23 protein-coding genes are annotated in these 26,014 nt (G+C 62.8%); 7 read left to right on the forward strand and 16 right to left on the reverse strand.

Annotated features, from left to right (window positions below; translation table 11 throughout):
* Positions 1 to 11 precede the first annotated feature (11 nt).
* A complete protein-coding gene (locus tag NH195_RS16385) occupies positions 12 to 1,331 on the reverse strand; it encodes a sugar ABC transporter permease (protein ID WP_066709348.1) in 1,320 nt (439 codons plus the stop codon).
* A gap of 111 nt (positions 1,332 to 1,442) precedes the next feature.
* On the reverse strand, positions 1,443 to 2,483 hold the full coding sequence (gene xylF, locus NH195_RS16390; RefSeq protein WP_096805083.1) for a D-xylose ABC transporter substrate-binding protein: 1,041 nt from the start codon (positions 2,481 to 2,483) through the stop codon (positions 1,443 to 1,445).
* Positions 2,484 to 2,706: 223 nt separating this feature from the next.
* On the opposite strand from xylF, the gene NH195_RS16395 reads away from it, so the two are divergent.
* Entirely contained in the window at positions 2,707 to 4,014 is a 1,308-nt protein-coding gene (locus NH195_RS16395; RefSeq protein ID WP_081423983.1) for an ROK family transcriptional regulator, read from the forward strand.
* Positions 4,011 to 5,534: a CRTAC1 family protein gene (locus NH195_RS16400; RefSeq protein WP_066709351.1), complete on the forward strand. Its 1,524-nt coding sequence runs from the start codon at positions 4,011 to 4,013 to the stop codon at positions 5,532 to 5,534. Before NH195_RS16395 ends, NH195_RS16400 begins: the two co-directional genes overlap by 4 nt.
* Before the next feature lie 2 nt (positions 5,535 to 5,536).
* Here the strand turns inward: NH195_RS16400 and NH195_RS16405 are convergent, their stop codons facing one another.
* The 5 genes from NH195_RS16405 to NH195_RS16425 form a co-directional block, all read right to left on the reverse strand.
* A complete protein-coding gene (locus tag NH195_RS16405; protein ID WP_066709489.1) occupies positions 5,537 to 6,835 on the reverse strand; it encodes a cytochrome-c peroxidase in 1,299 nt (432 codons plus the stop codon).
* Positions 6,825 to 7,658: a TolB family protein gene (locus NH195_RS16410; RefSeq protein ID WP_066709354.1), complete on the reverse strand. Its 834-nt coding sequence runs from the start codon at positions 7,656 to 7,658 to the stop codon at positions 6,825 to 6,827. Before NH195_RS16410 ends, NH195_RS16405 begins: the two co-directional genes overlap by 11 nt.
* Positions 7,659 to 7,733: 75 nt before the next feature.
* Positions 7,734 to 8,777: an L-glyceraldehyde 3-phosphate reductase gene (gene mgrA / locus NH195_RS16415; RefSeq protein ID WP_066709358.1), complete on the reverse strand. Its 1,044-nt coding sequence runs from the start codon at positions 8,775 to 8,777 to the stop codon at positions 7,734 to 7,736.
* Positions 8,778 to 8,788: 11 nt separating this feature from the next.
* The gene (locus NH195_RS16420; protein ID WP_066709361.1) at positions 8,789 to 9,475 is read right to left on the reverse strand and encodes a D-lyxose/D-mannose family sugar isomerase; all 687 of its coding nucleotides are present in this window, start codon (positions 9,473 to 9,475) and stop codon (positions 8,789 to 8,791) included.
* A complete protein-coding gene (locus NH195_RS16425) occupies positions 9,472 to 11,877 on the reverse strand; it encodes a beta-mannosidase (RefSeq protein WP_066709364.1) in 2,406 nt (801 codons plus the stop codon). The genes NH195_RS16420 and NH195_RS16425 overlap by 4 nt, the downstream gene beginning before the upstream one ends.
* A gap of 201 nt (positions 11,878 to 12,078) precedes the next feature.
* On the opposite strand from NH195_RS16425, the gene NH195_RS16430 reads away from it, so the two are divergent.
* From NH195_RS16430 to NH195_RS16440, 3 genes are read left to right on the forward strand one after another with little or no spacing between them, the layout of a single operon-like run.
* Positions 12,079 to 12,606: a TRAP transporter small permease gene (locus NH195_RS16430; protein WP_155846208.1), complete on the forward strand. Its 528-nt coding sequence runs from the start codon at positions 12,079 to 12,081 to the stop codon at positions 12,604 to 12,606.
* The gene (locus NH195_RS16435; RefSeq protein ID WP_066709369.1) at positions 12,603 to 13,925 is read left to right on the forward strand and encodes a TRAP transporter large permease; all 1,323 of its coding nucleotides are present in this window, start codon (positions 12,603 to 12,605) and stop codon (positions 13,923 to 13,925) included. Before NH195_RS16430 ends, NH195_RS16435 begins: the two co-directional genes overlap by 4 nt.
* Positions 13,925 to 14,638, forward strand: coding sequence for a phosphotransferase enzyme family protein (locus tag NH195_RS16440; RefSeq protein WP_066709371.1), 714 nt, complete (start codon positions 13,925 to 13,927; stop codon positions 14,636 to 14,638). Before NH195_RS16435 ends, NH195_RS16440 begins: the two co-directional genes overlap by 1 nt.
* Here the strand turns inward: NH195_RS16440 and NH195_RS16445 are convergent.
* Positions 14,635 to 15,126 carry a MarR family winged helix-turn-helix transcriptional regulator gene (locus NH195_RS16445; RefSeq protein ID WP_066709374.1) on the reverse strand — a complete coding sequence of 164 codons (492 nt, stop codon included), beginning with the start codon at positions 15,124 to 15,126 and terminating at the stop codon, positions 14,635 to 14,637. The two genes, NH195_RS16440 and NH195_RS16445, sit on opposite strands and share 4 nt — an antisense overlap.
* Positions 15,127 to 15,207: 81 nt before the next feature.
* Here NH195_RS16445 and NH195_RS16450 point away from each other — a divergent pair, with 81 nt between their 5' ends.
* Positions 15,208 to 16,077, forward strand: a complete 870-nt coding sequence (locus tag NH195_RS16450) for an EamA family transporter (protein WP_066709377.1) — start codon at positions 15,208 to 15,210, stop codon at positions 16,075 to 16,077.
* Positions 16,078 to 16,120: 43 nt separating this feature from the next.
* On the opposite strand, the gene NH195_RS16455 is transcribed toward NH195_RS16450, so the two are convergent.
* The 6 genes from NH195_RS16455 to NH195_RS16480 form a co-directional block, all read right to left on the reverse strand.
* Positions 16,121 to 17,875, reverse strand: a complete 1,755-nt coding sequence (locus tag NH195_RS16455; RefSeq protein ID WP_066709381.1) for a SulP family inorganic anion transporter — start codon at positions 17,873 to 17,875, stop codon at positions 16,121 to 16,123.
* Between the two features lie 71 nt (positions 17,876 to 17,946).
* Positions 17,947 to 19,623 (reverse strand): bifunctional protein tyrosine phosphatase family protein/NAD(P)/FAD-dependent oxidoreductase, encoded by a 1,677-nt coding sequence (locus NH195_RS16460; RefSeq protein ID WP_066709384.1) that lies wholly within the window; start codon positions 19,621 to 19,623, stop codon positions 17,947 to 17,949.
* 93 nt (positions 19,624 to 19,716) lie between these two features.
* On the reverse strand, positions 19,717 to 20,130 hold the full coding sequence (locus tag NH195_RS16465) for a protein tyrosine phosphatase family protein (protein WP_066709388.1): 414 nt from the start codon (positions 20,128 to 20,130) through the stop codon (positions 19,717 to 19,719).
* Positions 20,131 to 20,182: 52 nt separating this feature from the next.
* Positions 20,183 to 21,073 (reverse strand): MBL fold metallo-hydrolase, encoded by an 891-nt coding sequence (locus NH195_RS16470; RefSeq protein WP_066709391.1) that lies wholly within the window; start codon positions 21,071 to 21,073, stop codon positions 20,183 to 20,185.
* Positions 21,074 to 21,213: 140 nt separating this feature from the next.
* Entirely contained in the window at positions 21,214 to 21,654 is a 441-nt protein-coding gene (locus NH195_RS16475; protein WP_066709398.1) for a DUF6691 family protein, read from the reverse strand.
* Position 21,655: 1 nt separating this feature from the next.
* On the reverse strand, positions 21,656 to 22,102 hold the full coding sequence (locus tag NH195_RS16480) for a YeeE/YedE family protein (RefSeq protein ID WP_202906520.1): 447 nt from the start codon (positions 22,100 to 22,102) through the stop codon (positions 21,656 to 21,658).
* Positions 22,103 to 22,390: 288 nt separating this feature from the next.
* On the opposite strand from NH195_RS16480, the gene NH195_RS16485 reads away from it, so the two are divergent.
* Positions 22,391 to 24,004, forward strand: a complete 1,614-nt coding sequence (locus NH195_RS16485) for a Na/Pi cotransporter family protein (protein ID WP_066709404.1) — start codon at positions 22,391 to 22,393, stop codon at positions 24,002 to 24,004.
* An 18-nt stretch (positions 24,005 to 24,022) separates the two neighbouring features.
* Here NH195_RS16485 and prfB read toward each other — a convergent pair whose 3' ends face one another.
* Together prfB and NH195_RS16495 are read right to left on the reverse strand one after the other, a co-directional pair.
* Entirely contained in the window at positions 24,023 to 25,144 is a 1,122-nt protein-coding gene (gene prfB / locus NH195_RS16490) for a peptide chain release factor 2 (protein WP_066709406.1), read from the reverse strand.
* 92 nt (positions 25,145 to 25,236) lie between these two features.
* A complete protein-coding gene (locus tag NH195_RS16495; RefSeq protein ID WP_066709413.1) occupies positions 25,237 to 25,998 on the reverse strand; it encodes a hypothetical protein in 762 nt (253 codons plus the stop codon).
* Positions 25,999 to 26,014: the final 16 nt, after the last annotated feature.

Consider the following 26,014-nt stretch of genomic DNA (forward strand, 5'->3'; position numbering starts at 1 on the left):
ATCGTCTCTCCTTACACCTTGATGCCAAGTTTCTTGCGGTACTGAATGTCGATCCAGACCGCGAACACGAGGACCGAGCCGACGACGATGTTCTGAAGCGGCGCATCGACACCCACCATCGCCATGCCGGATTGCAGCGATTGCATGATCAGCGCGCCCAGGATCGCCCCGTGAATAGTGCCGATGCCACCGGACAAAGCCGTGCCGCCGATCACCGCCGCCGCGATCACGCGCAGCTCGTCCAGAGTGCCGATGTCATTGGCATGCGACGCCAGACGCGCGGAGGCGATCACCGCGGAGAGGCCACAGAGAAACCCCATCAACGCAAAAATCTTGACCGTCAGCAGTTTGGTGTTGATCCCCGACAGCTCCGCCGCATCCGGGTTGCCGCCGGTGGCGAAGATATATTTGCCGAGCCGCGTCTTCTTGGCGAGCATCGTCATGGCAATCGCCACCACGATCAGCACAATGACCGACACCGGCAGGCCGTAGGCCTCGGTATAGCCATCGGGCAGCACCTCGCCCCGCGCTTCGAACATGCGCCGCAGCTTGCCGGTCGGAATGTCATAGGCGTTGAGCGTGGCGACATAGCCGATAATGACCGCAACGATCAGGCCACCCACAGTGAATTCGGCCCAGAGCGGCTTCGTCGGGAACCCGTGGCTCTTCTTGGCCTTGCGCGCGTTATAAAGCGCATAGACAGAGGCCGCGACGGCCAAAGCGCCAACGATCCAGGACAAGGTCACCCCAAGCGTGCCTTCCGCCCCGCCCAGAACGAGATAGGTCTTGTCCAGAGGCGCAATCGTCTGGCCGTCGGTGACATACCAGCCGACATAGCGCCAGATCAGCAGCCCCCCAAGGGTGACGATGAAGGCCGGGATGCCCTGATAGCCGATGAGCCAGCCATTGAAAGCACCGATCAGCGTGCCCACGGTCAGGCATGTCAGGATCGCCAAGGGCGCGATCATCGGATTGCCGTAGTCGAGACCGATCACTTGCGGCAGCCAGCGCGCCTGCATCATCGCGCCCATGGCAGAGGCGATGGCCAGCACGGCGCCGACGGAAAGGTCGATATGACGGGTGACGATGACGAACACCATGCCGGTCGCCATGATCGCCACGGACACGGTCTGAACCGTCAGATTGAAGGTGTTGCGCGGCGTGATGAACCGCCCCTCGGTGAAGAAATTGAAGGCCAACGCAATGGCAATGAAGGCCCCCACCATCCCCATGAGACGCATGTCGAGTTCCAGTTGCCCCAACAGGCTCTTGCGCATTGCCGGCAGGCCGCTGTCCGGGCCTGTTCCCTGATCTGCCCTGTGATCTGTCATCGTCATGATCCTTTTCGCCCCTCCCAAAGGCGTCTCAGTCCCGCCGGTTCCCCGGCAGGACCTGCGCAGGCCACACCCGCGCAGGTCTTTCGGTCCCAGTTCAAGTGCGGATCAGTTACAGGGCGACGGGCCGTCCGTGACGCCCTGGCACAGCGCATCCTTGGTGATCCAGCCGGCATCCACCACCACGTCGAGGTTGTCGCGGGTGATCGGGATCGGCGCGAGGAACATGGCCTTCATCTCCTTGCCGCCCGGGGTGGTGAAATCGACCGTGCCCTCGACATCGGACGCCATCATCCCCCCTGCCAGTTCAACCGCGATCTCGGCGGCATTCTTGCCCAGCTCGCGCGAGTCCTTCCACACCGACACCGTCTGGGTGCCAAGCGCGATACGATTAAGGGCGGCGTGATCGCCATCCTGACCGGAGACCGGAATGCCCGCCATGCCCTGCGCCATGAGCGCGGCCACAGCGCCGCCCGCCGTACCGTCATTCGAGGCCACGACCGCATCCACCTTGTTGTCATTGGCGGTCAGGATCGATTCCATGTTGCGCTGCGCATTGGCCGGAAGCCAGGCGTCGGTATAGGCCTCGCCCACAATGGTGATGTCGCCCGCGTCAATCGCCGCCTGCAACACCTCTTGCTGACCGCCGCGCAGGAAGTCGGCGTTCGGATCGGTCGGCGAGCCCTTGATCATCACGTAATTGCCGGTCGGCTGGGCCTCATAGACCGCTTTCGCCTGCAACCGCCCGACCTCGACATTGTCGAAGGTCAGGTAATAGGCGCGCGGGTCCTCGATCAGCCGGTCATAGGCGATCACCGGGATCTCCTCGTCGGCGGCCATCTGCACCGCCGGGATCACCGCCTGGGTGTCCTGCGCCAGAACGATCAGCGCATCGACGCCCTGCGCAATCAGGCTTTCAATGTCGGAAAGCTGTTTGGCCGAGGACGATTGCGCGTCCGCCGAGACATAGGTCGCGCCCGCCGCCTCAAGAGCCGCCTTGATCGCGCCCTCGTCCGTCTTCCAGCGCTCCTCCTGAAAGTTGGACCAGCTCACGCCCACCGTCAGCCCTTCGGCCATGGCGGACGTCGTGGCAGACGCCGTGAAACCGGCCGCCACAATCGTGGCCGCCATCAACATGGATTTACGCATGAATTTCCTCCCAAAGATTCACACCGTCGCCGCCCTCCTCCTCAAGAGACCAAACGACAGCCCGACTCGCAGCCGGATGTCAAAAGCATGCCATATTTAATTCACCTGTCAAAAAAATAATCTCGCTTTTGCCGAAAAATTAGGTGTAAATGAATCATCAAACAGATGAAAACCGTGAAATTTCATGCTGCAGGGCGGCATTTAATTAGACAGGTAAACTATAATGCCCGACACTGGACTGCCAGATACGCCCGCCGCGCCCGATCCCACGACCACGGACCTCGCCTCGGACACCTCCCCGGAGCATCGGGCACAAGGCACCGGCTGCGGACCGCTGTTTCCAACGCCGGACAGCAGCGCCAAATCGACACGTCAACAGCTTTTCGAAGCGGTACGCGCCGCAGGCGCGATCCCGCGCGTGGATCTGTCGCGCCAGACCGGGTTTTCCCCCGCCACCGTGACCCAAACCGCCGCCGACCTGATCGCCACGGGGCTGATCGAGGAAACCGACCTGCCGCGCCGCGAAGGCGATGGCGGGCGCGGTCGCCCGCCCGTCGGCCTCAAGATCCGGCCCTGCGCCGGGATGGTCGTCGGGGTCAAAATCTCCGACCGTTCGAACTCCGCCGTGGTGCTTGATCTCGCCGGTCAGCTTCTCGGCTCCGCCACCCTGCCCGCGCCGCCCACCGCGCGCAGCACCGAAGAGATCCTGACCGAAGCGGAGGTGCTCGTACAGGCCGCCCTGCAAGACGCCGGACGCATCGACGCCCGCCCCGACGCCATCGCCCTCGGCCTGCCCGGCATGGTCGATTTCGATCTCGGCCGCGTGCTCTGGTGCCCCTTCATGGAAGAATCCGACATTCCGCTCCGCGATCTGCTGACCGCCCGTCTCTGCGCGCCGGTGCGGATCGACAATGACGCCAACCTTCTGGCGCTCGCGGAGCTGTGGTTCGGCGAGGGGCGCGGTCTCGACAACTTCGCCGTGGTCTCCATCGAGCATGGCGTCGGCATGGGGCTTGTGATCAACCACCGCCTGCATCGCGGCGGCATGGGGCATGGCATGGAGATCGGTCACACGAAGGTGCAGCTCGACGGCGCGCTCTGTCGCTGCGGTCAGCGCGGCTGCCTTGAGGCCTATGTCGCCGATTACGCCTTGGTGCGCGAGGCGCACACCGCGCTCAACCTCGGCCATCAAAGCACCTGCGCCGACGTGATGCTGGAAACCCTCTACCGACAGGCCAAGGAGGGCAACGCCTTGGCCCGGACGATCTTTTCCCGCGCGGGGCGCTATCTTGCCGTCGGGCTTGCCAATGTGGTGACGCTGTTCGATCCGGCCTTGATCCTTCTCTCCGGCGACCGTTTGCGCTACGATTTTCTCTATGCCGAAGAGGTGCTGAGCGAGACCCGCGCGCTCACCCATCGTCCCGGTCGACCGCCCACGCCCGTGGAAATCCACGCCTGGGGCGATCTGGTCTGGGCACGGGGCGCGGGGGCGCTGGCGCTTGAATTTGCCACGGAGACATTGGTCGGATGACCCGCGCCCGCTTTTTCGCCGCAGCCCTTGCCCTGCCTGTCCTTGCCCTGCCCGTCGCGGCACAGGCCCAGACCATCCCGCAATTCCAAGACCGCTCCGACGCCCTCCCGGCGCAAATCTACGCCGGAGGCTGGGAATTTTACGTCGGCGGCGGGCTGGCGGTGTTCGATTGCAACGGCGACGGCCTACCGGAGATCTTCGCAGCGGGCGGTGCGATCCCGGCCAGCCTGATGCTCAACCGCTCCGGTCAGGGGCGCGCGCTTCGGTTCGACCGCGCCCCCCTGCCGCTAATCTCCGGCGTCACCGGGGCCTACCCGCTCGACATCGACAGCGACGGCACGCTCGATCTCGCCGTGCTGCGCGTGGGCGAAAATCTCTTGCTCAAAGGCATGGGCGACTGCCGCTTCGAGGTGGCAAACGACGCTTGGGGCTTTGACGGCGGAGACCGCTGGACCACCGCTTTCGCGGCCGGTTGGGAGGGCGACACTGACCGCCCAACGCTGTTCTTCGGCAATTACGTCAACCGCGACGACCCGAACGGCCCGTTCGAGGCCTGCGACAGCAATGAATTGCACCGCCCAGCCGTGCACGGTTGGGACAAAACCCCGCTCAGCCCCGGCTTTTGCACCCTCTCCGCCCTGATCTCCAAAGGCGCGCGCGGCGTCCAGAGCCTGCGGCTGTCGAACGACCGGCATTACTACGTCAAAGGCGGCTATGAGCAGGTCTATGACCTTCAAAAAAATCGTTTTCTCGACGTGAGCGACGGCTGGGAGCGGGTCTCGCTCTGGGGCATGGGCATCGCCGAGCGCGACATCAACGGCGACGCGGTGCCGGATGTCATGCTGACCTCGATGGGCGATCAGCTTTTGCAATTCGGCCACCCGGGCGGCACCTATGAACCCGCGCCTTTCGACATCGGCACCTATGCGCACCGGCCTCACCTGGGCGATGACGGGCGCGCCTCGACCGGCTGGGCGGCGGATTGGGGCGATCTGGACAATGACGGACGCGTCGATCTGTTCATCGCCAAGGGCAATGTCGAACAGATGCCCAACAATGCCGCGCGCGACCCGAACAACCTTTTGCAGCAAAAGCCCAATGGCACCTTCCGCGAGGTCTCCATTGCGGCGGGGGTGGCCTCTTTCGCCAAATCCCGCGGCGCGCATATGGTGGATTTCAATGGCGACGGGCGGCTCGATCTGGTGGTGGTCAACCGCGACAGCCCGATGGAGCTTTATGAAAACGTCACCCCTTCGGGAAACTGGCTCGACATCAGCCTGACACAGCCGGGGGTCAACCCGCGCGGCGTCGGCGCGGTGGTCGAGATTGCGACCGACGCGGCCACCCAGATGCAGGAGATCACCGTCGGCGGCTCGCATGGCTCCGGCAAGGCGGTGCCGCTGCATTTCGGTCTTGGCGCGACAGAAACGGCGCGGGTTCGGGTGACATGGCCGGATGGCACTCAAACGGACTGGGTCGGGATCGACCGGCTCAATCGCTGGGTGCAACTGGCGCGCTGAGCTTATTTCTCGAAAGACAGCCCCGAGGGCACCCGCTCCGGGATGCCCAATCGTTTCGGATCGTCCTCAAGCGCCGCCAAAAACGCCATCAGCGCGTCGATCCCGGCCTCCGGCAGCGTCCGATCCTCGACCTCGATGGCCGACAGGATCGCCGCCACATCCGCCTCCGTGTCCATAACCTCCCAGTCCTCCACCGGCAAATCCGGCAGGATCGCCTGCGCCCGATCATAGTGCAAAAGACTGTCGGCAGGCGCGAGATGGGCCACGATGAAACTCCGCAAATCGCGATAGGCCCCGGCATGGCCATAGGGCGCTGTGAGCGTCACGTTGCGCAAGGAGGGCGTGCGAAACGCATAGAGATCTTCCGCCTTGCCGGTGACGCGAAACCGGCCCTCGTCGCGGCTGCCGCGTTCGAAATCGAGCGTCTTGCCGGGGCCGAATTGCGGCTGACCCATGGCGTGAAAATCGTGATCGGTCTGGAACGACCCGGCATGGCAGGCGGCGCATCCCGCCTCACCATAAAACAGTGCCATGCCCTCTGCGGCCTGATCCGAAAGCGCCGCCTCTTCCCGCAAAAAAAGGTCAAACGCGCTGTCATCGGCGCGAAATTCGAAGGCCATAAACCCGGCGATGGCGTTGGAAATATCGGCAAAGCCGATCTCCCGCCCCGCCGCGATCTCGGGATAGACCGCCTCGAACCGCGCCTGATATTCGGGAATGCCCGCAACCTTGGCGGCGATCATGTCCCACGCGCCGCCCTCGCCGGAAAACCGCCCCATGCGGATCGCTTTCGACAGAGGGTTCTCGCTGACATTGCCGCCCATTTCATCGGGCGAGAGCACCGGAAACGCCGCCTGCGTCGCCAGAATGCCGGAGACTTCGGCGAAAAACCCGTCCTCGATCGGCACGCGCAGCGCTCCATTCACCCGCTCGACCCGCCCGTCATGAAACATATGGGTGAACGCGCGCGCGCCGAGATTGTAAAGCGCGGGCGCGTTGCGCGGCACCCGGTCCTCCGGCACATTCGCCGGGTCCGCGACCCGATCCGGCCCCAATCCGATGCCGCCCTCGCCCATGCCCAAAGACAGCCCGTCAGAGGTGCCAAAGCGCGGATGATGGCAGGTCGAACAGGAGATATTCTCGTTGCCCGACAGGATCGGGTCGTAGAACAAAAGCTGGCCCAATGCGGCTTCAGCCTCGCTCACCGGCAGGTAATCGGCATCCGTCACGGGCGCGGGCAGGTCAAACGCCCCGGCGGCCCCGCCGAGCAGAACAAGACACAGCGTCAGATCAACCCGCATATTCGACATAGGCAAAAGCTTTGCCATCGGGCGACCAGGACGGCACGTTGATCGTCCCCTGACCGCCGGTCAGCTGCACGAGGCTTTCCACCGCCCGGTCCTTGCCAGTCCAGAGCCGAAGCTCGACCTGAAACCCCGAAGGATGGCCGATGGTGCCCTCGGGATAGGCCAGATAGACCACCTGCCCATCCGGCCCCGGATGCGGGAACCAATTGACCATCGCGTCCTCCGTCATCCGCTCAAGCCCCGATCCATCCGCCCGCACGCGCCAAAGCTCGCTTTCGCCCAGACGGTCCGAGTTGAACCAGATCCATTCGCCACAGGGCGAGAAATCCGGCCCGTCATAGCGATGCGCCCCCTCGATGATACAGGTCTCGCCCGAGCCATCCGCCTTCGCCGTGTAAATCCCGAACAACCCTTCGCGCACCGCCGTATAGCAGATCATCCGCCCGTCCGGCGAAATGCCATGGAACCACGACGGTTGCTTGGCCGTCACCTCGACAGGATCGGCCTCATCGACGCCAAGCGCCATGCGCCAGATCCGCGCCGCGCCGCCGTAGGAATGATCGGTAAAATAGAGCGTATCGCCATCGGGCGACAGGCCGTGATCGTTGTTGACGTTGACGCAAAGCCCGGTGTCGATCTCCAAAAGCTCCGGGTCGTCCAGCTCGACCCAAAACAGGCTGCCATCGCCATTGACGATGAGCGCCGAGCCATCCGGCACCCAGTTCGGCGCGGCAATCTCCAACCCGGTCTCCAGAACGGGCATGACCTGCCCCTCCTCAAGATCGTAGATCATCAGACGCGAGACCCAACCCGACATGGCACCCTCCCGAAACGTTGTTCCCCAAGGCTACACCGAGGCGCGCACGCCCACAATGGCTTGTATCACAGGCGGTTACGCCTTTTCACCGCGCCCTTCGGAAGACGTTGCCCAGAGGTTGATCTTTTCCTCGTCGGCATGGGCGTCAATGGCCGCCAGTTCCTCCGCCGTAAAGCTCAGAGTGTCGAGCGCACCGACGCAATCGACCACCTGAGACGATTTCGACGCGCCAATGAGCGCCGAGGTGATCCCGCCCTCGCGCAACACCCAAGCGAGCGCCATCTGCGCCAGCGTCTGCCCCCGCGCGGCGGCGATCTCGTTGAGCGCATTGAGGCTTGCAATGGCATGATCTGACAGCATTTTCGGATCGAGCGATTTGTGCTGCGTGGCGCGCGAACCTTCGGGAATGCCCTTGAGATATTTGTTCGTCAGCATGCCCTGCGCCAGCGGCGTAAAGGCGATGGAGCCGACGCCCAGCTCTTTCAAAGTATCCTTCAACCCGTCGCGCTCCACCCAGCGGTTGAGCATATTGTACGACGGCTGATGGATCACACAGGGCGTGCCGAGATCGTTCAGGATCGCCACCGCCTGCCGCGTCCGCTCGGTATTGTAAGACGAAATCCCGACATAGAGCGCCTTGCCCTGCCGGACAATCGCATCGAGCGCGCCCATGGTTTCCTCCAAGGGCGTCTCGGGATCGAAACGGTGAGAATAGAAGATGTCGACATACTCGACCCCCATGCGTTTCAGCGATTGATCGCAGGAGGCCATCAGATATTTGCGCGATCCCCATTCGCCATAAGGCCCCGGCCACATCTCATACCCCGCCTTCGAGGAAATGATCATCTCATCCCGGTAGCCTTTAAAATCGCTTCGCAAAATCTCGCCGAACGCCTCTTCGGCGCTGCCCGGCGGCGGGCCGTAATTGTTCGCCAGATCGAAATGCGTGATGCCCAGATCGAAAGCCGTGTGCAGGATCTCGCGCTTCACCTGATGCGGCGTGTCATGGCCGAAATTGTGCCACAACCCCAAGGAGATCGCCGGAAGTTTCAGCCCGGATCGCCCACACCGATTGTAGATCATCTTGTCATACCGCGTCTCTGCCGGCACATAGCTCATGGCATCCTCCCTCAAAGCCAGTCGTCGTAATCGCTGACCAAAAGGTGCAGCGGGGCCGCGTCTTCGTCCAGTTGCGAAAACCGCCCAATGGGGTCGCGAAAGATGTTGTCCGTGCGGTCGTCATTCACATTCGACACCTCGCCGATCAAAACCTTGCCGCCCTCGCCCCAGAACGCATGCCAGTGCCACGGCTCCAGCGTCACGCTCTCGCCGGGCGCCAGCGCCAGATGTTCGCCGGGCTTCAACCGGCGCACCTGACCGTCGGTCAGTACCTCCACCGGCGCAGTTTCATCGAAGCCGCCGTCGTCAGACCGGGTCCAAAGCTCCAACACCAGCGTCCCGCCACCGCGGTTGATGATGTCCTCAGTCTTCTTGATGTGGTGATGCATCGGGCTGATCTGGTTCTCCTCCGAAATCAGCAATTTCTCCGCATAGAGCGGCCCCATGCCTCGCGCCACATTCGCCGCATTACCGTTCCTGAGCGTGAACAGAAACAGCCCGAGATGTTCGAAATCCCCCTGACCGTAATCCGTGATGTCCCAGCCCATCATGTGATCCCGGATCACCGCACCACCGCCCGCCACATGCGCCTGCAACGCCTCCGGCGTCAGATAGGCAAAGGGCGGCAGGACAAAGCCGAAAGACTTCATAAACGCATCCGCCTCGCGGATGATCTCATTGACGGTCGAGCGTTTCACAGCGTGCCTCCCATGGTTGCGGAATACAGGTCTCTCAAGGTGAAATTCACAGGTTTTCCAATCTCTTCCGGCACAAACCTGATCTTCACAGACATCCCCGGCAAAAGCGTCACCGCATTGGCCGAAAACCGCCCCGGCACATCGGCCTCAAGCGCCACGAAGGGCGCGAGCGCTTTCGCCTCCAACGCAATCTCAACTTCGCCTTCCGTCTCTTTGATATTCATCGAAATTCTTGGGTCGCAAAGGTCATATTCCTTCCATGCCTTCGGAGCATAGAAATCCCCTCCGGCGCCGCCTTCATACTGCCATGTAAAGACGTAAATCTCATCGTCCTTCAGCGTCCCGGTCGGCAGATCGAACAGCTCCAGCGCCTTTGACGGCCAGGTCGACACCTCGACCTCCGCCAAGGGCCGCGCCCGGCCCGCCAGATCGACGGCGGCCACCTGCACCGTCACATCGACATTTTCTCCGAAGTCATTGACAATGAAGAAAACATCCTTTTCACCCTCGGGCACGACCAACACCGAAATCGGCGCATAAAACCGCGCTGCCATATGATGTGACAGCTTCCATCCGCCGCCATGATCCAGCGTCGACCAACTCGCACAGGGCCATGTGTCGTTGAGTTGCCAATAAAGCGTGCCCCAACACGATCCCTTCTGCGCCCGCCACGCGGAGATCGCGGTCTTGAGCGCCAACCCCTGCTGCACCTGACTCAGGTAGATCACATCCTCCATGCGCTGCGGCAGGCGAAACTCCCGCATCATCGTGGTCACGATCCGCGCGTTGCCGCCCGCATTCTTCTGATGGCTTTCCATCGCGGGCGAGGACGGGTTCAGATCGCCGATCCACTCCGCCGCCACCCCCTGTGACGGAAAGGACTGAAACCCGAATTCCGATACAAACCGCGGACGTACATCCCGATACGCCGCAAACGGCTTGTTCTCGTGCCAGACCTCCCAGACATGCATGTCCCCCGAGCCGCCGTCATGCCAGCCATCGCCAAAATCAAGCCGCCCGCGCGACGGCGAGGACGGCCACCAATTCGCCTCCGGATCGACCTCTTTCAACGCTGTCTCAATCGTCCGGTTCAGCCGATCATAGGCCACCAGATGCCGGTCCCGTTCCGCCCCGCCCCCGGTCAACTCATCGAGCATACCGATGATCTCATTGTCGCCGCACCACAGCGCCAGACAGGCGTGATGCGACAGGCGCTCAACCTGCTCCCGCACCTCCGCCACCACATTGTCGAGAAACGCCGCATCCGCCGGGTAGAGATTGCAGGCGAACATAAAGTCCTGCCACACCATCAGCCCAAGCTCATCGCAAAGATCATAGAACCAATCCGGTTCATAACGCCCGCCGCCCCAGACCCGGATCATGTTCATATGCGCCTCCACCGCCGATTGCAGCAAATCGCGCACCTTCGCACGGTCCACACGCCCCGACAGCGCCTCGGCCGGCACCCAGTTCGCCCCCTTGGCAAAGACATCGCGCCCGTTGACCCGAAACTTGAACCCAAGCCCCCGATCGTCGCGCAAGCACACATGTTCGATCCGCCGGAGACCAATCCGACGCGTCGCCACAGCCGCCCCGCAAATCACCTCAAGATCGTAAAGCCTCTGCGCGCCTTGTCCTGCAGGCCACCAGAACTCCGGCACCTCGACGAAAAACTTCGCCTCCGCCACGCCAGCCTCGACAACCGCCTCCCGCACCCGATCTGCAAAGCGCATCTCAACGGATGCCCCTTCCCCATGCGCCACATGCGCCCGCACGGTCACCGACACGCTTTCGCTCTCGATGTCATGATGCGCCTGCACCACCTCGATGCGTCCGAACCGGGTTTCCTTTGCTGGACAAATACTCACAGCCCCCGCCCCGAACGGCGCCAGAGCCGGGTTCCAGTCCCAGCCGAAATCGCATTGCTGTTTGCGCAGCATGTTGATGTCGGGGATCGGGCAATTGCCCTTGTGATAGGGCACCTCGACCGGCTGTTCCGCCTGCCGCCGCGCCGCCTCCCGCACCACGGAGAGAAAGCGCAATTCAATCTCGTTCTCCCCCTCCCGCGCAACCTCCGACAGGTCCGCACGCCATGTCCGAAACGCATTGTCCGCCGTCAGCACAAGCTGCCCGTTCACCTGCACCTCGACCACCCCGTCGAGCGCCTCAAGCACCAGCTCCACCGTCCTGTCGTCCAGTGTCACCGTCCGCGACAGCACCCAGTCCCGCTCGGCAATCCAGCGCAAATCTTCGGCATTGCGACCGGCATAAGGCTCCGGGATCAGCCCCGCCGCGGCCAGAGACGACACCGCATCGAAGGGCAAAGAGACCTCGATCTCATGCCCCTGACCATCCGACAGCCGCCACCCTGTCTCCAAAGTCCGTTCTGATCTCTGCGACATGCGCGTGGCTCCCTGAAGTTTTCTGTCGCGCCCCTTCTGCCGCACCCCGTCTGGACACACAAAGCGGCAGAAGGTCCCTGTTGGCGCTATCAGACCCAGTTTTGACCCGACAGTCAAACATCTTTCAAAGCGTTTTGAACCCTTCGCCACCGGCGTTTTGCGGTTGACCGCCCAAGTGCAGCCGGTAAACCCGTCTCAGCAATGAGGGTAGTTCTCATGTATGACATCCTGTCGAAACGGGTCGGCCAGTTGGCGCGGCTGACGGCCTATCTGGGTGGTTTCGGATTGTTCGCGGTGATCGCAGTCACCTGCGTCTCGGTCACGGGCCGCGCGCTCGGGGGGATCGGGCTCGGGCCACTGCCCGGCGACATCGAACTGGTCGAGCTTGGCATCGGCTTCGCCGTTTTCACCGCCCTGCCTTACGCGCAATATGCCCGCGCCCATGCCCGGGTCGATCTGATCCGACCGGCGCTCGGCGCATTGCCCAACCGCCTCCTTGATCTCGCAGGCGATCTGCTCATGTTCGGCTTCACCGCCGGGCTCACCTGGCGGCTCTGGCTCGGCACGCTCGACAAGGCGGCTTACGGCGAGACCTCGTTCATCCTGCAAATCCCGATGGTCTGGGGCTATCGTGCCGCCATGGCCGCCATGGTCGTCGCCGTGATCACCGCCGGGTTCTGCGTGATCCGCTCCGCCCGCGCCCTCGTTCTGCGGGAGGCACGCGCATGAGCCGCATCGAGATCGGCCTCTGGTCCTTCCCCGTCCTTCTCCTGCTCATCTTCCTGCGCATTCCGATCGGGGTCGCCATGGCGGTCGTGGGCTTCGGTGGAGCTTATCTCCTGAACGGCAACTCCCTGATGATGCTGAGCCAGCTCAAACATCTGACCTATGGCGAGTTCTCCTCCTATTCCTTCTCGATCATCCCGCTCTTTCTGCTGATGGGCCATTTCGCCACTCTGGGCGGCATGTCGGCGGGGCTGTTCAAGGCCGCAGAAACATGGCTCGGCCATCGCAAGGGCGGCGTCGCCATGGCCGCCGTCGGCGCCTGCGCGGGCTTTGGCGCGATCTGCGGCAGCTCGCTCGCGACCGCCGCCACCATGGGCAAGACCGCCCTCCCGGAACTCAAACGCTACGGCTATTCCGGCCGCCTCGCCACCGCCTCTCTGGCGGCGGGCGGCACGCTGGGCATCCTGATCCCGCCCTCTCTCATCCTCGTGGTCTATGCCATGCTGGCCGAGGAAAACATCGCCAAGCTTTTCATGGCCGCCTTCGTCCCCGGCCTTCTCGCCGCCATCGGTTACATGATCTGCATCTCGATCTATGTCCGCCTCCGGCCCGATTGCTGCACCTCTCGCGCCCCTGCCACATGGTCCGAACGCCTCACCGCGCTCGCCAGGGTTTGGCCCGTCCTCGTGATTTTCGGCGCGGTCGTCGGCGGCATCTATCTCGGCGTTTTCACCCCGACCGAAGGCGCCGCCGTCGGCGCGGCTGGCACCGGGCTTGTGGCGTTGTTCTCCGGCGCGCTCACATGGCGCGGGATCGGCGAAGCCATTCTTGAAACCGCATCCTCCACCGGCATGATCTACCTGATCCTCTTGGGCGCGAAAATGTTCAACAATTTCCTCGCCCTCTCCGGCCTGCCCATGGCCGCCGCCGGATGGGCCGAGGGGCTGACCCTCTCGCCATGGCTGATCCTCGTGGCCGTTCTCCTGATGTATCTCGCCTTCGGCTGCGTCATGGACAGTCTCTCGATGATCTTCCTCACCATCCCGATCCTCTACCCGATCATGTCCGGGCTGGACTTCGGCCTGCCGCCGGGCGAATTCGGCCTCTGGTTCGGCGTCATCGTTCTGATCGTCGTCGAGGTTGGGTTGATCACGCCGCCTGTTGGCATGAACCTATTTATCATCAACGCGTTGGACCCCGAAGTGCCAATCGCCGAGACCTTCAAAGGCACATTGCCCTTCGTCCTCACCGACCTGATCCGCGTCGCGATCCTCGTCGCCTTCCCGATCCTGACCCTCGGCCTCGTGCGACTGGTATACTGATGCTGCCGCCCATTCACCTCTGGGGCATCTCCGCCCCTCTGGAACCCTTGGGCGGTGGGCATCGCAATGCGGTCTTTCGCACCTCCGAGCTGGCGCGAGATCTGGTCTTCAAATCCACCCGCCGCACGGAGGCGCAACTGCGCTGGCTTGCCCCCGTCCACGCCGCCGCCGAGACTGCGGGCTTTGTCACTCCCCGGCTGATCCCCGACCGGACCGGACGGCTCAACGCCGATGGCTGGACCTGCGAACCCTTTATCGAAGGCCGCCCGTTTCAGCCCGAAGACCTGCCGCAAATCGCCGAGCGCATCGACGCGTTCCACGCCGCCACGGCAAACCTCCCGCAACGCCCTGAATTTTGTTCGTCATGCGAACTCCTTACAGAAACCACCGGCGGCGATGTCGATCTTACCGCCCTGCCCGCCGATCTCATGGCGCTTTGCCGCTGCGCGTGGCAAGCGCTTGGCAGTGAAACCGGCGTCATCCATGGCGATCTCACCGCAGGCAATCTGATCCACACCGACCAAGGCCCGGCGCTGATCGACTGGGACGAGGCCCGCGTCGATCACCGCGCCTATGACCGGCTCCGCACCCGGCCCGAGACCGCCACGGCCGCCGAGAAAACCGCCGCCCTGGCATGGGAAGTCGCCGCAAGCTGGCAGATCGAACCCGACCATGCCCAGCTCGTCGCCCGCATCCTCAGAGCCCGGTTTTAAAGCCGCTCCAGCCAGCCCTGCAAAAGCCCGTCGAGGGCGGAAAATTCCTCCGCACTGAGCCGATCCGTCAGCCGTTTCTGCGTCGCAACATGGTCCGCCACCGCCCGCTCGATCACCTCAAATCCCGCCTCCGTCAGCGCCACGATCGCCTTGCGCGCATCCCCTTCGTCCGCCCGGCGCTCGACAAGGTTCTGCGCCTCAAGCCTGTTGATCCGATTGGTCACCGATCCCGATGTGATCATCATCCGCGCCATCAACTGCCCCGCACTCAGCGCATAGGGCGCCCCCGCCCGGCGCAGCGTCGCGAGCAAATCGAAGCTCGCCTGATTGAGACCGTGGCGCGCGAAAGTGGCCTCCATCTCCGCACCAAGCAACCGCGTCAGTCGCGCCATGCGCCCCAAAAGCGCCATCGGCCCGGTGTCGAGATCGGGCCGTTCCCGCGCCCATTGTGCGCGAATATCGTCGAGTGTGAGTGTCGTATCTTCCATCCGGTCACGGTCTCAGAAATTTATCTTGACGTCAAGATTTCACGACTTATCTTGACGTCAAGATAAAACGAAAGACCCGATATGCCCCACCCCGCACACCCCCGCGACATTGCCCTGACCGCCCTTGCGCCCACGATCTGGGGCGCGACCTATCTCGTCACCACCACGCTTTTGCCCCAGGGCATTCCGGTCACCGTCGCGCTCTTGCGCGCCCTGCCAGCGGGGCTTTTGCTGCTCCTGATCCTGCGCAAGCTGCCGACTTGGGACTGGGTGCCGAAACTCTTGGTTCTGGGCGGGCTCAATTTCACCCTGTTCTTCATCTGCCTGTTCATCGCCGCCTACCGCCTGCCCGGCGGGGTGGCCGCCACTCTGGGCGCAACCCAGCCGCTCATCGTTCTGATCCTCGCGCGCCTGCTGCTGGGCTATGCAATCCGGCCTCTGGCGGTCCTCGCGGGGATTGCCGGGCTGATCGGTGTCGCCTGTCTCGTGCTCTCGCCCGATGCCGCCCTCGATCCCGTCGGCATCACCGCCGCGCTGATCGGGGCGCTTTCTATGGCGACCGGCACGGTTCTGAGCCGCAAATGGTCCCCACCCGTGCCGCCTCTGGTGTTCACCTCATGGCAGTTGATTGCAGGTGGCGTGCTGCTGTTGCCGCTCGCGCTCCTGATCGACCCGCCGCTTCCGGCGCTCAGCCTCGCCAATGTCTCGGGCTTTCTGTTCCTCGGGCTGATCGGCGGCGCGCTGGCCTATTTCCTGTTTTTTCGTGGCATCGCCACCATCGGGCCGGAGCGCGTCGCGCCGCTCGGCTTTCTCAGCCCCGTCACCGCCGTACTCTTGGGCGTTCTCGTGGCGCGCGAAACCCTGTCCCTGCCGCAGATCATCGGCATGACCCTGATTTTCGGCTCGGTCTGGCTTGGGCAATATGCCCAAAGCCGTCCTCTCCGCTCCTGACCACACAAAAGAAAACGCCCTCCAGTGGAGGGCGCTTTCACTCTTAAGCCGCGTCGGTTGCGGGGGTCGGACCTGTCACATCCCCCAGCGCCTTCATCGCCGCGAACTGGCTAAGGAACACCTGCCCCGTCAGGTCGTGCAGGAAATGCGAGCGTTGCAGGCGATCCATCACCGGCCCTTTGACCTCGGACAGGTGGAACTTGATGCCGTTGTCGGCAAGGCGGCTGTTGACCTCTTCCAGCGCCTCAAGCGCCGAGCTGTCGATCTCGTTGATCGCCGTACACATCAGAACCACATGTTTGAGCGCCTTGTCCTCCGCCATGCGGTCGAGGATGTAATCCTCCAAAAAGCGCGCATTGGCGAAATACAGGCTCTCGTCGACGCGGATGGTCACCAGCTCCGGCGTGGTCAGCACCTCGTGCCGCTTGATATTGCGGAAATGCTCGGTGCCCGGAACAAGACCCACCTCCGCGATATGCGGTTTCGAGGTCTTGTAGAGGTGCAGCGCAATGGACAGGATCACCCCCGCCGACACGCCCACCTCGACGCCGGAGATCAGCGTCAGAACGATAGTCGCGAGCACGGCGGTGAAATCGGCTTTCGAATAACCCCATGTGGTCTTGAGGATTTTGAAATCCACCAGAGACAGCACAGCCACGATGATCGTCGCGGCCAGCGTGGCCTGCGGCAGGAAGTAGATCAGCGGCGTCAGGAAGAGTGCTGCGATGGCGAGACCGACGGCGGTGAACGCCCCCGCTGCCGGGGTTTCCGCGCCCGCGTCGAAGTTCACGACCGAGCGCGAGAACCCGCCCGTCACCGGGAAACCACCGGTGAACGCGGCACCGAGGTTGGCCGCGCCCAGACCGATCAATTCCTGATCGGGATCGACCCGCTGACGTTTCTTGGCCGCGAGCGTTTGCGCGACCGAAATGGATTCCACGAACCCGATGATCGAGATCAGCAGCGCCGGAATGAACAGTTGCTTCAGCAGCGCCAGCGAACTGATCGGCCAGGTGAAGGGCGGCAGGCTCTGCGGCACCTCGCCGACGATCCGCACGCCGTGTTGATCGAGGCGGAACACACCGACGACCAGCGTCGTCACCACCACGGCGGCCACCGGCCCCGCCTTGGTCACCACATCGGCCAGACGCGGACCGAGACCCGCTTTGCGCAGAAGCGGTTTGAGCCCCTTGCGCACCCAGAACAGGAAGGCGGTCGCCAGCACCCCGATCACCAGCGTGATCCAGTTGATCTCGCTCAGATGGGTCCAGAGGCTTTCGAGCAAGTGAACGAGCGTATGCCCGCCAGCACTGACGCCGAGGATATGTTTGAGCTGCGAGGCCGCGATCAGCACGCCAGACGCGGTGATAAAGCCCGCGATCACCGGGTGCGACAGGAAATTCGCCAGAAACCCGAGCCGGAACAGCCCGAGCGTCACCAGCATCGCCCCCGACAGGAAGGCAAGCGTGATGGCGGCGGTGGCGTAACCCGCCGTGCCCTGCTCCGCCACGGCCCCCACGGCGGCGGAGGTCATCAGCGACACCACGGCCACCGGCCCGACGGCCAGCGCCCGCGAGGTGCCGAACACCGTATAGAGCATGATCGGCACAATGGAGGCATAAAGCCCCGCCTCCGCCGGCAGCCCCGCAAGCAAGGCATAGGCCAGCGACTGCGGGATCAGCATGATCGTCACGATGATCGCGGCGATGCCGTCATTGGCGAAAGCGTTGGCGTTGTATTTCGAACCCCAGTCGAGAATGGGGAGGTAGCGTTTGAAAACGCGAGGATCGAACGACACGGCGTGCCTGTCCTTTCTGTTCTTGCGGGCAACAAGGGGCGAAGTCACCTTCGCCCCCGGCCCGGTTCACATTATTTCGCCGAAACTTTTTCCGGTTTGATCATCCATTCCTTGCCGCGCAGCATCGCTTTCCAATAGATCGGCGGCAGGATCTGTTCCTTGAGCAACCACGCCTTGCGCGTCGGTTTCGTGCCATCGAGTACCCATTTCGGGAAGGACGGCAAAAGCACCCCGCCATAGCCGAACTCCGCGAGAACGATCTTGCCCTTCTCGACGGTCAGCGGGCAGGACCCATAACCGTTGTAGCCCGCCTGCGGTCCTTTGCCATCGATGTCGGCGGCGACGTTTTCCGCCACGATCGGCGCCTGCATCCGCGCGGCGGCTGCGGTTTTCGCGTTCGGCGCATTCATCACATCGCCCAAGGACCAGATGTTGTCATACTCCTTGTGGCGCAGCGTGATCTGATCCACATCGACCCACCCGGCGGCATCCGAGAGCGGCGACACCTTGATGAAATCCGGCGCGCTCTGCGGCGGGACCACATGGATCATGTCGAAATCGACCGTCACTTCCGTCGGCTCGCTGTCCGGCTTCGCCACCGTAAAGGTCGCCTTTTTCGCCGGGCCGTCGATGGATTTCAGATTGTGGAAGAAATTCAGGTTCGCCCCGTAGCGCTCGACGTATTTCTCCAGCGCAGGCACATAGTCCTTCACGCCGAACAGCACCCCGCCCGCATTCATGAACTGGATGTCGATGTTCTTCAGAACCCCCGCCTGTTCCCAGTTATGGGCGGAGAGGTACATCGCCTTTTGCGGCGCACCGGCGCATTTGATCGGCATCGGCGGTTGGGTGAACACGGCCTTGCCGCCCTTCAGCCCCTTCACCAGCTCCCAGGTGTAGGGCGCAAGGTCATAGCGATAGTTCGAGGTCACGCCGTTCTTGCCGAGCGTCTCCACGAGGCCTTCGATCTTGTCCCAATCGAGTTTCAGACCCGGACAAACGATCAACCGGTCGTATTTCACAACCCGGCAACCATCGAGGATCACCGCGTTGTTCTTCGGCTCAAACGCCGCGACTGCGGATTTGAGCCAATGCACCCCGCGCGGGATCAGCGAGCCCATGGTCTTCGCCGTAGTCGCCGGTTCGAACACGCCCGCGCCGACCATGGTCCAGCCCGGTTGGTAATAGTGAATATCCGCCGGGTCGATGATCGCAATGTCGAGATCGGGCTTGCGCGACTTCAGCGAGGCCGCCACGGCCACGCCCGCAGCCCCGCCGCCGACGATCACCACGTCATGCTTGGCATCTTCGACAGAGTCCGTGGGCGTCACGCCGCCATTGGCGATCCGACGCGCCACGCCGGTCATGTCGTAGCCCGCGGCCTTGGTCGCGGCGAGAATGTCGACCACGGATTTCTCCTTGGCCATCGCCAAGGACCACAGCGTCGTCGTCCGCGTGCCCGTGCGGCAAAACCCGAACACCGGCCCCGGCAGTTCGGTCAGGGCGTGGCGAAACGCGGTGGCGGTTTCTTCGGTCACCATGCCCGGCGTCACCGGCAGGTAGAGAAATTCGAGCCCCGCGGCCTTCGCCGCCTGCTCCATCTCCTCATGGGTCGGCTGGTCCGCCGCTTCGCCATCCGGACGGTTGCACACCACCGCGCGGAAACCGCGGCGCTTGAGCTTCTCCATGTCCTCGGGCTGGATCTGACCGGAGACCGACAGGCCGTCCGTGATCTTCTTGAGTTCCATTCGTGCGTCTCCTTATTGGGGGACGGTTCGCCCCCCTCAGGCGGTCGTCCCGAAAACCGTTGTGGCGGCGGGACGACGTACGAACAGCGCGCGTTATCCCGCCAGATAGGGGCGCAACCCCCGCATGTCATAGCCCGCACCCGCCGCTTGCGAGATGATCTCCTCCGGGTCCATCCGGCCCGATTGCGACAGGGCCCAAGCGGTCGTCGAGCGCGTGCCCGAACGGCAATAGGCGTAAACCGGCCCCGCCTCTTCCGCGAAAATCCGGGCGGTTTCCTCGATCAGCTCTTCCGGGAACTGGCCGGGGAAGATCGGCAGATAGGCAAAGTTCAACCCCGCCTCGAGCGCCGCTTTCTCCATGACCTCCGACGAGATCTCGCCCTCCACTTCCATATCCGGGCGGTTGCAGATCAGGGTCTTGAACCCCTTCTCTTTGAGGATCGTCACCTCTTCGGGGGTGATCTGGCTGCTGACCGTGAGCTGGTCGTTGATCTTGTTGAAATCCATTGTCGCGTCTCCTGTGCGTGGGACCGGATGGCCCCACGCGTCAGAGATGCGATCAGAGGCCGTTCACCGGAACTTTGAGGAAAGTCTTACCGTCCTGATCCGGCGGCGGCAATTCACCGGCGCGCATATTCACCTGCAAAGAGGGAATAATCAGCCGCGGCATGGCGAGCTGCGCATCGCGTTCGGTGCGGAATTTGACGAAATCGTCTTTCGACTTGCCGCCACCGACGTGGATGTTGTGTTCCTTCTCGGCCCCCACCGTGGTTTCCCACGCGATGTCGCGACCGTTCGGGCCATAGTCGTGGCACATGAACAGGCGCATGTCGTCCGGCAGCGCCAGAACCTTCTGGATCGAGTCATACAGCGTGGAGGCATCACCCCCCGGGAAGTCGGCCCGCGCCGAACCGCCATCGGGCATGAACAGCGTGTCGCCGGTAAAGGTCGCATCGCCCATCACATGCACCATGCAAGCGGGCGTATGGCCCGGCGTGTGCATGGCGAAACAGTGCATCGTGCCGACGGTGTAGGTGTCGCCATCCTTGAACAGACGGTCGAACTGCGAGCCGTCACGCTGGAACTCAGTGCCTTCGTTGAACACCTTGCCAAAGGTTTCCTGCACCGTGACGATATGCTCGCCGATGCCGATCTTGCCCCCCAGAGCGTCCTGGATATAGGGCGCCGCCGACAGGTGGTCGGCATGGACATGGGTCTCGATCAGCCACTCCAGCTTGAGCCCCTGTTCTTTGATATAGGCGATGATTTCGTCGGCGCTCTTATAGGTGATGCGACCGGCGGCATAGTCGATGTCCATGACGCTGTCGACCACGGCGCAGGCGTCCGATTTCGGGTCTTTCACCACATAGGAAATCGTCCAGGTCTCCGGATCGAAAAAGGCTTTGACGTCGGGTTTGACCGACATGTCGACGGGGTAGTTGGAACCCATGGGTTTCTCCTCTGTATCTCTTCTGTGTCTCAGTATCTGTTGCGACACCGGCACGCCGGTCTGGCACACCGCTACGGTTTTCGGGTCGGCCTGTGCCCGACAAAAGTCCGACACAAATCCGACGGTTTGCCGACCGTGGCTTACGCCTTTTTCAAGCCGCGGCTTGCGGTCAGCTTCATCATGAATTTGGCGGCAAAAATCCCCGCCACCAATGCGACAAAGAACACCCAGACATTCGAATCTGCGGTGCCAAGCGCCGGAAGTGCACCGCCCGGACAAAAGCCCGCGATGCCCCAGCCGACGCCGAAGACAAGCGATCCGCCCACCAGTTTCGCGTCGATCTCACGCGAGGTCGGCACGATGAATTTCGGCTCGAACGCAGGGGTCTCATAGCGTTTGAACAGCCAGCGGTAGCCAAAGAAGCTCACGGTGACAGCGCCGCCCATCACGAACATCAGGGACGGATCCCAGACCCCGAAAAAGTCAAAGAAATTAAGGACTTTTGCGGGGTTCGCCATGCCGGACATAGAGATGCCGACGCCAAAGATCAGGCCGATGACATAGGTCAGGATCAGTTTCATCTCATTCCCCTCCCAACACATGGCGGATGATAAACACCGTCACGGCCGTGGAGGCCATAAAGGACAGCGTCGCCACAATGGAACGCGGCGAGAGCCGGGCATTGCCGCAAACGCCATGCCCGGAGGTACAGCCAGAGCCATATGTTACACCGATGCCGACGATGACCCCGCCAACGATCAGCGCCAGCTTCGACACCGGCACCTCGACTGCGGGCATATGTCCGGTGAACAGCATGAACACCAAAGGCCCGGTCACCATCCCGGCCAAAAGCACCGCCCGCCAAGCCCAGTCCGACGAGTTCGCCGGGCTGATAAACCCGGCAAGAATGCCCGTCGCACCGAAAATTCGGCCCTGAATCGCCATCAAAAGCACCGCCGCCAAGCCAATCAGCGCCCCGCCGATCAACGAGACCCATGGGGTGAATTCCGTCGGATTAATCTCCGTCATCTGCATGCTCCTCCCGAACGAAGAGCCGCCTCGGGCCATTGGCCCCCAAAGAGCTTCGTCATTGTGCGTTTCCTTTTGTCTTATGGGTTTTCCCACTTTGTCGACCTTAGTATGCGAACCCTCAAGCCTCTGTCGGTGAGTTTGTCACACAGGCAGCGATCACAGGGCCGTGAATGGTCCCATTCCCGTCCTATCGGCCATAGATCAAAGCCCCCGGCTCGACTTATCCCTATGCTTGACGTCATCAAACGCCCGTTATGAAATACCTTTGGGAGTGTTCTAAACATCATGTTCGCAGATATCGTAAACGCACTCGGCGGTGTCGGGCTTTTCCTGTTCGGCATGATCTGGCTCACCGAAGGACTTCGCGAACTCGGGGGTCCGGCGCTGCGCCATGCGCTGGCGCATTTCACCCGCACGCCGCTGAGCGGGGCCGCGACCGGTGCGGTGACCACGGCGTTGATCCAGTCCTCAAGCGCCACCACCGTGACCGCCGTGGGCTTTGTCAGCGCCGGGCTTTTGACCTTTCCGCAGGCGCTTGGCATCATCTTCGGCGCCAATATCGGCACCACCATCACGGGTTGGATCACCGCCGTTCTGGGTTTCAAGATGGATTTGGGGCAGATCACCCTGCCCCTCGTGTTTCTCGGCGCATTGGCGCGGATGTTCGGCGGGCCGAGGCTCAAATTCGCCGGCCTGGCGCTCGCTGGCTTTGCGCTTCTGTTCCTCGGTATCGACGTGATGAAATCGAGCCTCAGCGGTTTCGAAGGGCTGATCACACCCGAGGATTTTCCACGCGACACAATCTTCGGACGCCTCGCCCTGATTGGCATCGGCATGGCCATCACCATCGTCACGCAATCCTCAAGTGCGGGTGTCGCCACGGCGCTTGCCGTGCTGGGCGCCGGTGCGATCAACCTGCCACAGGCTCTGGCGCTGGTGATCGGCATGGATGTCGGCACCACCGTGACCGCAGCGCTCGCCACCTTGGGCGGTTCCACGGCGGCGCGGCGCACCGGGTTGTCGCATGTGATCTACAACCTGCTGACCGCGACCATGGCGTTTTTCCTGCTCACACCTTATAGCACGCTGATCGCCCTGCCCTCCGTGCCCGTCGATCCGCAGATCGCGCTCGTGGCCTTTCACACCGGATTCAACCTTCTGGGCGTGCTGCTGATCCTGCCCTTCACCACACCTTTCGCGCGGCTGGTGACATGGATCGTGCGCGACCGCAGCACGGTGCTGACCGGCGCTCTGGGCAAGGAATTGCTGGCCGATCCGAACCTCGCCTACGATGCCGCCGCCACGACCCTCGACATGCTGGCGCGGGCGCATTTCACCTGTCTGTCCCGCCGCATCCTGCATCCGGAGATGAGCCGCGACGAGGCCGCCCATCTGCGCCAATTGCGCGAGGCGATCACCGAGCTGCGCGCCTATGTCGAAGGGATTGCCGCCACCGATGATCCGGCCCGCATCGCGCAACGCGCCACGATCCTGCATGTGCTCGACCACCTGAGCCGGTTGCAGTTCCGCTGCACCCAGGACAGTCGCATCGCAGCCCTGGCGCGGGATCGCCGCCTCAGCCGTCTGGCCCGGGTGCTGGCGCTATGCGTGGCGCAAACCGGCAGAGATGAAGGCCTCAGCGCCTCGGAAAGCCGGTTCAAACGCCTGCGCCATCTGATGCAGGATCAGCGGGAAATTTTCCGCCTCCATACGATGGAGCAAACGCCCGGACGGGGCCTCTCCGCCGAGGAGATGGGGCTCCGGCTCGACGCGATGCGCTGGCTCCTCCGGGTGAGTTATCACCTCTGGCGGATCACCTTCCACATGCTGAAACTGCAACAAGGCCGCGCCCCCGCCTCGCCGCAACGGGAGGCGGCGATGGACGTTCTCACCGACTGACGCCTGATCGTTTGGGGCTTATTCGCCCTGCGCGTCGGCGCGGGATTTCCCGGCCACATCCATCGCGAGCGTCGCCGCCATGAATTTATCGAGGTCGCCGTCGAGCACGCCCTGAGTGTCCGAGGTCTCGTAATTGGTGCGCAGGTCTTTCACCATCTGGTAGGGCTGAAGCACATAGGAGCGGATCTGGTTGCCCCAGCCCGCCGAGCCTTTGTTTTCATGCGCCTCGTTGATCGCCGCCGAGCGTTTCTCAAGCTCCAGTTGATAGAGCCGGGATTTCAGCGCTTTCATGGCGATGTCGCGGTTCTGGTGCTGCGACTTCTCGGAGGAGGTCACCACGATGCCGGTCGGATGGTGGGTGATCCGCACCGCCGAGTCCGTCGTGTTGACGTGCTGACCGCCCGCGCCTGAGGAGCGATAGGTGTCGATGCGGATGTCGGCGGGGTTCACCTCGATCTCGATATTGTCGTCGACCACCGGATAGACCCAGACCGAGGCAAACGACGTCTCGCGCGTGCCCTTGCCGAAGGGCGAAATACGCACCAGACGGTGCACGCCGCTCTCGGACTTGAGCCAGCCATAGGCGTTGGGCCCGGAGATTTTATAGCCACAGGATTTGATCCCGGCCTCGGCCCCGGCTTCCTCGAACTGAAGCTCGACGGTGTAGCCTTTCTTCTCCGCCCAACGCACATACATGCGTTGCAGCATCGAGGCCCAGTCGCAGGCCTCCGTGCCACCCGCACCGGCGTTGATCTCGAGGAAGGTGTCGTTGCCGTCGGCCTCGCCATCGAGCAGAGCCTCAAGCTCCTTCTCAGCGGCGGTCTCGGCCAGCGCCTTCAAAGCATTCTCGGCATCCGCGACGACTTCCTCGTCCTCTTCCATCTCGCCCAGTTCGATGAGCTCGATATTGTCGGTCATCTCCGTCTCGATCGAGGTCGCGGTCTTGACCGCATCCATCAACATCTGACGGTCGCGCATGAGCTTCTGCGCCCGCGCCGGATCGTCCCACAGCGTCGGGTCCTCGATCATGGCGTTGAATTCTTCGAGCCGGTGCGGCGCGGTCTCCCAATCCATCCGCTGCTTGAGCAACGCCACGGATTTCTCGATCTTGGCCACGGTATTCTGGATTTCAGCGCGCACGGGTTCACCTGTCGGTCTTCGAAAGTTTGCAGAGAGATACGCGGCAAACGGTCGAGACACAAGACCCGGACAAAGCCCGGCGCGATCACAGATTACTCAAAAACGGCTCTTCCCGCACGCTCGTGCTTTTTCAACCCCTTCTCGATCCAGTTCAGCGCGAATTGCGCCGGTCCCCGGATCCCCGCCTGCGGCGCATCCGGGCGGTCCTCCTGGACATGGGCATTCTGCATCAGGCTTTCCATCACATGACGGGCGCGCTTGAGCTGGTCCACCGTCAGGCGCGGCGGCGTGTTGTGACTGACATCCGACAGCACGGTCTTGTGCACCGCCGAGGCAAGGCTCCAGACCGTCTGATAACGTAGCCCCTCCAGCATCGGATCTGCCGCGATCCGCGCGATGCAGTCGATCAGCGCCTCGAAACTGTCGATGTCGCGCCGCTCGCGCAGCATCTCGGCGGCGACGAAAATCTCTTCCGGTTCGGCACCGGGGCGCAAGCCCTCGCGCACCGGCGACAGATCGCCCAACTCACGTGCCCGGTGATGAACCTGCTGGCGAACCGCGTGAAGCACATCCGCCCCGGCATTCGCATCGAAATCGTTGTACAAGCTGGTCAGCCGCGTGTTTTCCGCTTCCAGTTCCTCGACCTGCGCCTGGGTGGTTTCGAGCTTTTCCTTGACCTCCCGCAGCTTGATCTCGAACTCGCCGATCTTGGCGCTTTCGACGTTGCGTGTCAGAGCTTCGAGTTTTTCAGGATGGCGGATCAGCCAGATCACAACCCCGCCGAGCAAGAGCACCCAGAGCGGTACATATTCGGTGAAAAGTTTCAGGTATTGAAAAAAGACGTCGTTTTCCATGGCAGGCCTCAAGGCA

Source organism: Celeribacter ethanolicus, from assembly GCF_001550095.1.
In the GTDB taxonomy this organism is placed as follows: domain Bacteria; phylum Pseudomonadota; class Alphaproteobacteria; order Rhodobacterales; family Rhodobacteraceae; genus Celeribacter; species Celeribacter ethanolicus.